General features: G+C 31.9%; 4 protein-coding genes and 1 pseudogene. 2 read left to right on the top strand and 3 right to left on the bottom strand.

Annotation, left to right across the window (positions count from 1 at the left end; all coding sequences use genetic code 11):
* Positions 1-2,572 precede the first annotated feature (2,572 nt).
* From repA to ERCIKOCA2762_RS03500, 3 genes are all read right to left on the bottom strand, one after another.
* Positions 2,573-3,469: a plasmid replication initiator RepA gene (gene repA, locus ERCIKOCA2762_RS03510; RefSeq protein ID WP_232043118.1), complete on the bottom strand. Its 897-nt coding sequence runs from the start codon at positions 3,467-3,469 to the stop codon at positions 2,573-2,575.
* Between the two features lie 1,631 nt (positions 3,470-5,100).
* Complete coding sequence (locus ERCIKOCA2762_RS03505) at positions 5,101-5,271, bottom strand: hypothetical protein (RefSeq protein WP_157988837.1); 171 nt, start codon at positions 5,269-5,271, stop codon at positions 5,101-5,103.
* A gap of 603 nt (positions 5,272-5,874) precedes the next feature.
* The gene (locus ERCIKOCA2762_RS03500) at positions 5,875-6,021 is read right to left on the bottom strand and encodes a hypothetical protein (RefSeq protein ID WP_157988836.1); all 147 of its coding nucleotides are present in this window, start codon (positions 6,019-6,021) and stop codon (positions 5,875-5,877) included.
* A gap of 245 nt (positions 6,022-6,266) precedes the next feature.
* On the opposite strand from ERCIKOCA2762_RS03500, the pseudogene ERCIKOCA2762_RS03585 reads away from it, so the two are divergent.
* Both ERCIKOCA2762_RS03585 and bioB read left to right on the top strand, forming a co-directional pair.
* A pseudogene (locus ERCIKOCA2762_RS03585) lies at positions 6,267-7,405 on the top strand (phosphomethylpyrimidine synthase ThiC); the annotation flags it as partial.
* 1,712 nt (positions 7,406-9,117) lie between these two features.
* Complete coding sequence (gene bioB, locus ERCIKOCA2762_RS03495) at positions 9,118-10,155, top strand: biotin synthase BioB (RefSeq protein WP_157988835.1); 1,038 nt, start codon at positions 9,118-9,120, stop codon at positions 10,153-10,155.
* The last annotated feature ends 3,071 nt before the right edge of the window (positions 10,156-13,226 follow it).

Raw genomic sequence — 13,226 nt, 5'->3', positions numbered from 1 at the left:
GATACGTTATTAATTTTAATTTGTTATTCTAGTTTAGACATACATTATATACCAGAAGAACAGAGCTATATACGGTAATTAAATATAAGTTCTCAAAAAAAAGAAATATTTTATAAATAAAATTGGTTTAGTTTTAAAACAAGACTTTTTGGACTCAAAATACTTATTATCTTCTTGTGGTATCTGGAAAATAACTTAAAAAGTCATAATATATATTAATACTATTAGCCTTAATTTAATTTAGAATTTTTCATACATTAATAGTATTATACTATAGCAAAGTATTCTTTTTATCTTATGATTTAATAGGATATTAATGTTATGTTTCATCGTTTTATACAGTAGATAAGTTTTTTTAATGATATCACAAATGAGAGACCTATAACTGAACTCTCTCAGTCTGAGATCTATCACGAAAAAATAAAGAACACTATGAAATAAAAATCAGCGTCCAAAATAGTAGTGAAGAGGGGCTAGATACTAAATCACAAATTAACTATTCGAGGATGCTTGCAAAAACTAAGAAAGAAAATCTATTACAGAAAAAATTTCTGCAAGATAGTTGTATAAGGATTTTAAAAAAGAGAACATGCACTGAATTTTCACTTCAAGATTATATGGATGTTCAATTTACTTCCTGAGATAATGTGTTATTAAAACTAGTGTTTATTGATGATATTCTAGAATAAAAAGAAAAAATAAGAACAGTTAAATATTAATCCATCAATAGTCACAGAATATATAAGAACATAACGTCACTTAAACAAAGCGCCTTTGCTCAGTTAGAAACATTTAATAATTTTAAAACATTGAACGAAGTAATCAAACACGAAGCAAAATATTAATATCACGCATCTTAATTAATCTTTAATATTAGCAATACTTATAATCATACTTAATACTAAAATAAATCCTTATCTAAAAGGATAAATTTATGTTTACATATCCGAGATACTTTATAATTTCAAATTATTTTATTGATCATTTATTAGTATATTTTAAATACCTGTAATAAGATGGATAATGCATTTAACTGCAATCAAAATTATATTTTAAATATCTTGATTAAGAAATTTTTAAAATTATGATATAGCAAAATATCTAACACATTTTTGAATTTTTAAGATATTATAAAAATAATAGTAAAATTTTTATAATAGTGAATATGATAGACAAGACAATGTTATATATTGAATATTGTCAATACATCTATTTTCATTAACCTGTATCTATTTTTATGAACCTGTAATGATTACTTGTTATACAATAAAATTGTTCTATATAATATTATTATGTTTTTTTATTCTATTCATCAAGTTCATGAAGTTTTTATATTGATTAGTTGAGTTAATAACGAAATGTGATGCTACCACAACTAGTGATAACTGATTTATGAATAAAATAAATAACGTTTGATACATAGTTATGTAAATTATTGTATAGTATAAATTATCAAATAAGTTGATATTAACAATCAGAAAAGATGATTATCTGTAATATATGCCTGAGTATATCTACGATTATGTTATATTTTATTATAAATATATGATTAAAAATTATTATACTAAAGGTATATGATATTGATCAATAAATTTAAATAGGTCATTAGTAATCTTACTAGAAACAAAATAGACTTACAATATCAACATTAATCTTTTTTAAGTATCATATTGTCCAGATACATACATACTCTAATTATTTTCTTTATTCTTTACTTTAAAAAAACAAAGCTATTTTGTATATTATATCAATAGATTTTTACATGCATACCAGAGTCCATATATCTAACTCTAGTCATATTTTAATAGATAGATTTCTGCTATAGTATGATAAGTTTTATTATCTGTATTTAGTAAAAACTAAATTTATCATATTAATTATTATACATTAAAATTTTTCTGCACCGTACTGTCCATTGACTTTTCTTGCTACTTTCTTCTGTTAAATAATGTTAAATTATATGTTTATTTATAACGTTTTATATAACATCAACTTTCTTAAATTAATAGTTGCCTTTTTATAATGGGAAATTCAGTTCTATTTTTATATATTGTTTGATAATAGTGTATGCTTAATAAGCATAATAACTCTGTTTTATATTTCTATCCCATTGTATGCAATAGCTTATTCATCGATATATATATACATATATAGTAGTTTCTACTAGAGAATACTACCTAATCGTTTTCTCGTGAAAAACCTGGTTATTGTAGTGCCCGCGATAGTACTCTAACACAAATACTAGAGTAGATTTAGTTTGTTCATTTCGCATTATTGTGAGTTATAGATAATTGTCAATAAGACGTATCTTATAATAGTTCTTTATCTGTTTAAATATCTTATAGTAATGTTGCATGTAGTTCTAAGAGTGCATTTAATTACCTATCTCTAATTGCATTAATATGTGGATAAGTTTCAGAATTAATAATAAAAGAGGGGAGTAGAAAAATTTTTAATGAAAAATAAACTGTATACTTATACTCTAGATCTAGAGATGGCACTATTCCTAATTTAGGGCAATAAAAACCCGTATGATTTATGCGTATGTGTTTTACTAAAAGTTGTTATAAAGTTATCCCGTACCAGGTATAGCACTCGCGAGCTTACACATTGCGTAATATCGCTGTGTAATAATTCTATTTAGCTCGTTATAACCCATAGCCCCTAACTCTTCTTTGCGGTAGATTTTAATGAGGTCTTGCAGAATGCTCCCTCTAGCTTTTCTCTCGTCCATAGCTTCAATCTTTCTAGCGCGACGATGTTGTTTGCTTCGTGCTAATTTTTGAGTACGGCACTCGAAGGCTCTGCGAACATGCTCTGTTTTAGCACGACGACGTGCTTCAGTCAAAGTAATCGGTTCTTCACCTGCCTCTCGTATTTTTTGATTTTCCCAGGATAGCTGTTGCTTTTGTGCAGCTAAATATTTACCGTATTCATAACCAATCAATACAAAGAATAGCTGGGTAACCCATATGATATTCGGAATATAAGAACCGGTTGTATTGTCCCATATTCGATCACAGAGAACCGCCCCGAGAGCTTCAAGGTGCTCATTTATAGCACGACTAGTGCGACTGTAACAGGGCTTCCCTTCCAGGTTGTATGTTGTCAGTCCGCACGCATCAGAAATTTGTGCTAATGACATATAAACTTTACCAGTAACGATATTCACATGCGCTGCTAGACATTCCATAATAGCGTCAATAGCACGCGCACGATGTGCGTTCATTGCTCTTTGATTGCCTAGTAGGGTATGAGTTATAGCATGATAACGAGGCGAGGATCTCCAAATTGGGTGTTTGGATGGCAAATTATCACGCGCGGCTCGACGTATCGCGTGAATAATTCGTGGTGGTTTTACATTTTCTTTTGGCGGACGATAGCACGGATATGGATTTTTGACATAACAATACGTTTTAGATGTCTGAGATCTCGCTTTAGAAAAAATAAAGAAACTTTGGTTATCCACCGCTCCCTGCGCTTATGGCAGAACTGATGGTAGAAGTGTTATCATACACTTGATTGCTAACGTTCATTAGGCCCAGTATCCCTCTTGAATACGTTCTCGAACGTTCGCAAAGCCCTGATAGTGAAGTCTGCCGAGATCACCCTATCTAGGTGCTCTGCGTTTGGGAAAAGAAACATTATCTATCTCTCCTTCTCCCAGCACCTGCTCACTTTAGAGGAGCGTCCTGCGCAGCATAACTTACCCGTATGATCTTCATAAACTAGTCGAAAACCAGGCACATGCACAGCGCCAGACTTTCTATTTTTGGCAGAATCTAGTTTAAAAGCGGATCAGCGAGCTGCTCTATCGCTGTGGTACTAAAATAGATTATTAGTTAATTAAAAAAGAAAATCCTGATTTAATTATCTAAAATTGTTATTTGTTCAACCAATCTAACGGTATTTTGCAACGTTTGTTACAACAAAGTAGGCTTCTATGATTTTCATGGTTATGATATATAACTTTACCCATATAGATTTATACTCTTACGCTTAGTGAGTATTAAATCAGCCCAACCTATCTATCAAAAGAGCCGTGATTATAGTATTTTCATTCTTAAACTTCAAGTACACTATTTATAATGTATACTATATTAGATAGTCAATCATGCTTTGTCTAATTTATATCGTAAAACATTCATCTTGACTTCTGATTTTTCTGATCAGGCAATAACAGCCATTGACTGAGTATATCTATTACAATTGTAATCTGTTTTTTTTGGCATACTATCTTGCTTGCGATAGCTGACTAGCAAGACATATGTAGTGGTATAATTACAGTGATTTTATCGGATGATACTGTAGTATACACTAGAAGATGTTTTGATGTCTATTTTTTGGTTATAAATTGTGAATGCGTCTTGAGATATACTCTCAAGCTTCAAGCAAATCTGTTTCTTAAACCAAAACCATAGAAAATATTGTCTCTCTTAACTCATAGCAATCAAAAAAGAATGCTTTTTCAGCTATCGTCTAACGGGTTAGACCATAACTAACCAGGTTGATATCACCGCAGCAGATGGAGATCATGTAGAAATATTTTTCTACTATAGTCATAAAAATATCTTTAGATTTAATAATCTATATTTATGTTTAAGGTGTCCGTATTTTTACGGTTGTTGATTCTTTTAAAAACCAGTATAATCTGTTGATATCAATTTGGCAATAAAAATATACTTCTATAAATATATTAACCTTTTGAAACTATCGCTATAGTATACAACAATTTTGTGAAAAAACCAAGAGAAATATCAGGGAATGTCTTGATAATAAGTGATAATTGTTCGTGCCTTAACTTACTAAAAAACCCTTCATTCCGTAACTTACTGCACAACTAGGAATAGCATAGACTTAGCGATAATGTTATCCTAAAGATCATGAGCCCCCTTTTTCTCTTGCGAGTTAAAATTACAAAGCGAGAGATTTCATGTAACTGAGAGAGCATATTTTTCTTCATAGTGCTATTTAGAGATTAGATGATTCTATAGGAACGGACGACTATTCGCACAGTCTTATTCTAATCATGGAATTAATATGATTATTTCGGATGAGCACCTGTTGGGTATTAACAGAAATACAGCGACTGCACGTATATTATTTTGAGTAAACATGTATTAAAAAGGTGATATTAGGCTTGAGGATATTGTAATGTAGAGGCTTGATATTATTAGCACAGCGCAACAACTGATTCATGATCATAACTGCTAGCATCGAAGATGCTTCACCAACCTGTAAACTTTCTAGAATATCTAGCTTATATTGCATAGTCAAATCTTAAGCAATATTAAATATTACGATAGATTAGTATGATTAGGTACTCGCTATTACTAGCAAGCTATATCAGAGAGGGTTTTTATTGTTCCTTATTTACAAATTCTTGCTATTCACACCTCAATTGTGATTTAGTCGACATGAAATGATGCAATATTTATATTAATATGATTATGTATAAACTTAGCATAAATATGCTAGGAATCAAGAATCTCTAACTTGAAGATTAAATACAGTCCATTTTTCAATAGAATCAAGAGCGCATGACTAAATACTAATAAAATAAAGAATGCACCAAGAGCCACTTATAGTGGTTATCAGACCTAAGCAGGTCTGCGCGTGGCATAATGCTGCTCTAGATAAGTACGTATTTTATCCTTTCTTGAAGCGCTGATCAGATGTCATGATCTTCGGCCACTCTTAATTTCTTTCACGTCGTAAAGCCTTGCACAGGCGTAGACTTGCATAAATACCATTACGAGTAGCCGTTTTCAAATTCTATAAGAGTCTATCTGCAAGACGCTTATGTGGATGTGCGAGTACCGATATGTAAAATCCAACTAAGCCCTATTCGAGTGGATAGACAAAATATAGATTCTATCCGTAAAAAAGTGAAAAATTAGCATGAGCTTCGGATACGCCTGGACCATATCGGGATCTAGCTATCGTTATGCACCTTAGTCTAGGAATCACCGATTTTGCCAATAATAAATGAGCGACAGGATATTGAACCTCTCGATACATGCCTCAATACTCCCAATAGTAATGCGTAGTGCACTAATGATAAAGGAAAATTGCATGGTATTGGTCCGCTTTATGTTGTCTCGTCGAGCATGAAAAGATTATCGCGTCACTCAGTGGTATTGCTCGTGTGCCAGCACTATTATTCCAGAGATGGAGTTTATCGCTATACGTAAGAAGATTGTACATCATGACAGGAGCGAGAATAGTTTGCGTTAACCAAAATTACTCCCATATTTATTCCGTGAGAAGTATCTGCTATATGTGCGATTATACCTGCAAATATTAATCATCCAGAGTTAGAACCAATGCTTATCTAGCGGAATTTTTAGTCACCACTAATGCTAATATTGAACATTCTGCAGCGAGCTCTTCTATTGAAGAAGCAGTAGAAAAGTTTGTATTGGCTACTAGTGGCATACTGAAATGGATTTCTCTGCAGGTCTCTTTATGTATCCGACTCGTGAATAGATGCTCCGTAACAGTCCAGTCCCTAGTGGCACGGTTCTTTCTATCAAGCACGGGCAAAAGTAAATGGTATTGCAGAACACTCAATCTAGGAGGTTTCGGTGAGACCTGAGTAGAAAAAGATGTAGACTATTTGACTGTTCATGCCAGTATGCTTTTGCGTTATGCTCTGATGATTGCTCTTTGCTTAACAGGTATCATTTCGCAAGGTTGATCCATTACAGCTCAGTGGTGTCTTTCACATCATTAAGAGAGTTTTCTCTATGAGCGTTTTCGAGATACTTTCCAGCTTTGTGCCTTATGTAATATAGCATATCGTTAGGATATGGCTTTACGCCTTGGTTCAACACAGGATGCTAATGATGAAGTGTAATTTGCTGAATGATATATACTAGAAGAATTAACTAAAATTGCTTGAAAGAGAGTGAACAAGTTATGATTGAGGGTCCCGGTTATGTTCCTATGTATTAGGATTGAGAAAAATATAACTGAGTACTTAAAAATTTTCATGAAGCATTTTTTATACATTTGACCCATTAACTATTGATATAACACCAGGCTACGATTATTTTACTTCTGGTATTGGCGCTGTACTCATTTGACTGGTTTAGTTGTAACATACGATGTTATATAACTTCTTCAAAAAAACACCTTGGTTTAAAAAATACAGAAGAGGTGAAGCAGGAGCGAATGTATACAAAATTTCCGCTCATACCGCTGATCTCCCTAAAGGATATCCTGAAGCGCACATACGTGATAAGACTATCTCAAATGCACGCTATCATTTTTATTTGGGAAGATCAATTTAATTTAGTACTAAATCTAGAACTGCGCGTGCTAATCATGATGTGATCATACCTCAGGCATTTAGTAAAATACACACTTCTGTTCTACGTATGGTCCAAAATTTTATTTTATGTAAATTTCTTAATAAATTTACAACTATAGTAACACTACATTCTAAAATTTAAGAATTCAGAATTAACAATTCTTAATACGTTTTAAAAATGATAGAAGAATGTTATGCATTGTGGAAAATTTAATTGTACCTGCCTTTTCATGATCTATCACACATAGATAATGAGCGAGGCTAGAGAGTTAACGAGGCTAAATTAGCTTCTGTAAGAAGAGCGCTTTGTGATAGCATGCATACCGCCTCTTCTTGAGGTAAAGGGGATCCTGCTTGAATCATGCGTAGAAGACATACACGATTAGAATACTTATCGGGAACATTAACTAATATGCTAGAGATAAGCAGATTGTAATTATCCCTTTATTAACATATGACGCATATAATGCCTATGCTCTCGGAACATATAAGATCTGTTGGTATGTTACAGCCCATTCTGATGCATATATCATTTTAGTGAGTGGTATGTTAATGATTAACATTCCATTTAGATAAAGCGCTTTATCTTTAATCTCTTTATCTTTAATCTAAAGTATGTACAAAATAGAGCATTACATCATAGATATAATTTTTTAGAAATAATACAACTATGATTGCATTAACATTTTCTCAGTAAGCTATGAGGCATGAGATGCACCCCGTCAACCATCACTCATCGGAATCCCATAGACCCTATCTTGAGTTATTTATTTCTTGCATAGCACTTATTTTAAGAAGGATTTAAATCTCTACCAAACTAGTCAAATGCGTCAATCAAAAACCAGAGACAACACAGATCACCTCGCTATCTTGTACTCTCATGTGAGCCATATATCATGCTCTTACAGGTTACAGGAAGAGGCTGATTAAATAATGATAAATTTTATATGTGGAGGTTATTTTAGACTATAATGACAATATAATTACCAGACGTGATATTAATACAAATCTGTATTATATGCAGTGACCTCTTCAAGCAATGTTAGTGTAGTGAATTTTTGGTTAAAATTTTATTGACCTTCCATCGAAATAAAATTATTACGCTTGTGCCTTTCTTTTTAGACTTGAATATGTGACTCACGGCTATAGTTCTAGAATTCCTGTGGCAATTTGATTTATATTGTAGGTTACTCTATAGGCATTCAAGGTGGCATTCAAGGTAATATAAGCATATAGAAGAATTTTTCTTTTACGACGTCTACAGCTAAAAAACCCCGTCTCTCTGGCGAGAGATGTTACCATAATAACAAAAATTCGTACTAGCTGGAAGCCTCGCCTTACTATGCAAGGTATACATAATCTGTAGAGAAGTTATAGAAACTCCACTTGCTCTGTTGAGAGTATAAAAGGAAATTTATATAATCAACGTTACCTTTAATGATCTTTTAGTGGAGGCGCCTCCCTCTTTTCATCATAGGTTCTTCCGTTTACTCAGAACTGGTATAAAATGGCTCTAGCTATCATGCTGATGCCTGTGTGCACTATCATGAACAACCACTATCCATAACAATACTGAAAAGGCTATCAGGAGACAAATGATGATATACTTTATACAATAGATGATTTGTAAAAGTTTAAGGATATTTATTTTTATCAAAATCCCTTCTCGTTACAATGATTGCTGGTACTGGTATATTGGTTAATATAGGTTTGATATTGCAAGAATCTTGCTGTATCTGGAATCAAACTAGTCACATTACTTATAAATGTCTATTTCTTTACATATTACACGGATAACTATTATGTCAACCTCGCCATTCTGGACACTTCAGCAGGCCACAGCGTTATTTGATCAACCCTTCTGTGATTTACTGTTTAAAGCTCAGGAAGTACATCGTCAAAATTTTCGATCTAATCAAATTCAAATGAGCACGTTATTGTCAATTAAAACAGGATCTTGTCCGGAAGACTGCAAATATTGTCCACAAAGCGCGCGCTACAGCACAGGAATAGAAAATGAACGACTCATACATCTACAACAAGTTCTTGATGCTGCTCGTGCAGCGAAAAATGCCGGGTCAACGCGTTTTTGTATGGGAGCCGCTTGGAAAAACCCACACGATCGTGATATGCCTCTATTAGAAGAAATGATCAAGGGTGTAAAGATAATGGGGCTAGAAACATGTATGACATTAGGCATGCTAGATGACCAACAGGCCAATCGTTTAGCAGAAGCCGGGCTCGATTTCTATAATCATAATCTAGATACTTCACCAGAGTTCTATAGTAGTGTTGTTACAACGCGAAGCTATCAGAATAGGTTAGACACACTGACTTCAGTGCGTCAAGCAGGTATTAAAATATGTTCTGGTGGCATTGTAGGTCTAGGTGAAAACATCAATGATCGTGCAGGATTACTAGTACAATTAGCAAATTTACCGGAGCCACCAGAAAGCGTACCTATCAATATGTTAGTAAAAGTACCTGGAACACCTTTGTCTAATAATAACGATGTGGACCCTTTTGATTTTATCAGAACAATTGCAGTAGCACGTATTATGATGCCGCAATCTCATGTGCGCCTATCGGCTGGTCGGGAAGGCATGAATGAACAGACCCAAGCTCTATGCTTTATGGCTGGGGCGAACTCCATCTTTTATGGCTGTAAATTATTGACAACATCCAATCCAGAAGAGGACCGAGATCTCTTACTTTTTAAGAAGTTAGGCATGACCATTGAATGTTGCTCTACTGATGCAGGGGATGTAGAGAAGGTAGATCGGCTCACTAAAAACCTATTTTCTATAGACACAGAAAAATACTATAATGCTGCAGGCTAATCTCGTCAATGCCCCTTTTTGATGCCTATAATATATTTTAATGTTATTGATAATAACAAATCGTACTCAAAAATATAAATTTTATATATTTTAACTTTAAAAAACAAATAGGTTTTTGAAAAAGGTCTTATGGATTTTCCAGTAGCTTATTAAAAGATTATATCTTATATTTTATCTCACAGCGATAGATAAAATGATAGATATCATTGTGGTACATGGTATATGGGTACAGAATATATCATTTTTGATTTCTCTCGGATTTCTTCTCTAGTTATAGAATAATCGACAGAATCTATCTATTATTCTGAAATATACTATGATATAGTATTAAGAGCAGAATAAAAAATAATCTAATTATTATCATTTAGGCACTGTACACACTTATGTGTAACAAACATAACTTGAAGTTGCTACTTTTCTTCATAATTATAAGTAATATTTCTAACAAAAAATAATGTATAAGACTTGATTACTAATCTTAATTATGATAATATTATTTTGAATACGTACACTAAACGATTCGCAAAGCCCTGATAGTGAAGTCTGCCAAGATCATCGCCCTATCAGGGTTTTTTGCGTCTAAATACATAGAATATCCTTCTAATATTGTATATTGACATAATGAACATTGAGATATCTGATATTTAAATCATAAACTTGCTATTCATTTTCTAAATGCGAGTCATCCTGTAGAATAAAAGGGAACAAAAAGCACAAAACCGCTTGATTTGATTAAGAACCCTTAGCATGCGTTTGCTGGATACTGCATTGCTATGCAGTTTTTTAGTTTTTGTTAGTTTAATGCGTAGTCTAATTTATACAAGCATCACGGTCTTTTATCAGGATTATGACAGTCATATCTAATCATCAAGCAACATCCAGATCTTCTACCGCACCTTTTGGCAAATTATTGTAGGACTAACATGAGCAATACGTAGCGCTATTCTATCTATGCATGTAAACAACATTCTTCATATATTTTCTGTTAGCAATCACTAAGAAATACCATTTGTCTAGGTTTTTTAAACCTACTAAATATTAAGATATATATTGTGCAATTAAAAAAGAGTCATTGTTAATAACAATAGGTGTCTAAAATAGCTTCTTTGCAATTAGTATAAACCTGTCCACAGTAGTTGAATTAGATTCAATGCAGTTTTTAGTATAGTTGGACACCATTTTATGGTCCTCTTAGTATGTATCGCCTCCAATAAAAATGTGTCGGTCTTGAGGAACACGCAAGGTATTTAATGATTATTCTACAGAGAATACAAAAGCACCAAGTATACTCAGGTAGTAAAAATAGCATAGCTGCTGTGGAAGTCTCGCTCTAACAAAAAAATAGCAGCCTCATGCAATAATTTAGGAAGATAATTTTTGTACATTGATAGTTTTTCTATACACTCTAATTTATGCATAGGTCGATTTTTGTATTTTATGCTTTTGTTTTTCTATAGTAGTTTGCCGGAAAACAATCCAGTATATTTAAAAAATATTGGTTTCAATTTAACTACTTTTTATCTGCATTCCTCATTTTTAATGTACTTTTTTATCTAAAAATGGGAAAGATCATATCAAGTTGATATTGAGATAGAGTGTGACTACTACTAGTGAGCACATAATCGTACTTATATTATTGTTAGTGATCTTTTATGCTAAATTAAACTAATAAGTCATGAGGGTCAAGAGAGATTGTGAGTTTTTTCTCAATAATGTGTAGTTATATATATCTCTCGAGGTGTAATATTCGTAAACATCTAAATATAAACACATCGCCATTTATATCAACTGATAACTATTATGATATAACTTACACAGATCCTCATGATATGTCTCAATAATGTGATTATTATATTCATCAGAACTGGCAAGGATGAAGTTTGTGACATTCTTACAATAGAAATATGTTTTCTGAATTAGTTGAAAATATAAATAGATTCCACAATAATCTTGTTTGATATAAATTACGTTTTTTAAATTAATTAATGTTCGCTACTAATCTCTACAATATTTTGTTATAAATAACACTATGGATTATTTTAATAATTATTTTAAATTTTTATAAGATATTATTAAATACGTTTTCATAGTAGTATTTCCATCACTGGATAAGTAGAGTGCACTAATGTTATATTTTATTATAAACTCATAAGTTCAGACAATACTAATGCTATATTTAATATATTAACCCCTGCTTCAGGGGTGTCACCGACACATGTGAACAACATATATCATAAGTTGATAGGTTTAGGTATTATGCTTTTTATCACTATATTTCTATATATTAAAAAGATCGATCCATGTTAGAAAGGTCATACGATATCAACAATGATATGTAAATTTTACACATTACATAAGTTAGTTATCGTGAATAAGAAAATTAAAAAAGAATTCGAATTAGACAAGATTAAGTTGATCAAAAACATTGTTAATATCTGATGGCATGGCAGATATATCAAAACATCATTTTTAACTTATTTTACTATACGTGATTATACATTAGTCTATATCTTGGATAATATAGTAGTGGCGCTTAAATAAAAACGATGTTTCTCGACTAGCACCATCATGCTGAACTTTTTTTTATCTCGCCTCATTCTATAAGATATGGATGGTACATGCTAAAATAGAACTATTAAGAAAAATAAAAATATAAATCCTCTCTTTTTTAGAAATATGCCAGAACTTATTATTGTTATTTTGATATTTTTATCAGAATAAAGAGTATTCTATTATCTGATAAAATAATTTTATTAATTTTACTAGATCTTTCTTTGATGTGTTCAGACTAGATAAATTATAGGCACGATTCATAAATTTCTTATAGCTAAGTTTATTTAAAAACAAATAAATAATAACCATAAGGTTCGAGTCCAGAACTGAAAAAGTGATACGATAGGTTATAGACAGGAATAGAAATATTGGTAATATGAGTATAAATATATATACATAGATATACTAGATCACATACTTGTAATAGTATTTTACATATATTTATACTTGCTATAACTATTTTCAATCTGCTAACAGAGCATATTTTTTAGAATGTAAACCCTATACAAGATATTATA

Source organism: Candidatus Erwinia haradaeae (assembly GCF_900698935.1).
Taxonomy (GTDB): Bacteria; Pseudomonadota; Gammaproteobacteria; order Enterobacterales; family Enterobacteriaceae; genus Erwinia_E; species Erwinia_E haradaeae_D.
This window is presented reverse-complemented; position numbering and strand designations above follow the sequence as displayed.

Excerpts from the sequence above, each read along its gene's own strand:
- ERCIKOCA2762_RS03500 (WP_157988836.1), bottom strand. The coding sequence starts at position 6,021 with ATGTATCGAGAGGTTCAATATCCTGTCGCTCATTTATTATTGGCAAAA.
- bioB (WP_157988835.1), top strand. The coding sequence starts at position 9,118 with ATGTCAACCTCGCCATTCTGGACACTTCAGCAGGCCACAGCGTTATTT.
- ERCIKOCA2762_RS03505 (WP_157988837.1), bottom strand. The coding sequence starts at position 5,271 with ATGCAATATAAGCTAGATATTCTAGAAAGTTTACAGGTTGGTGAAGCA.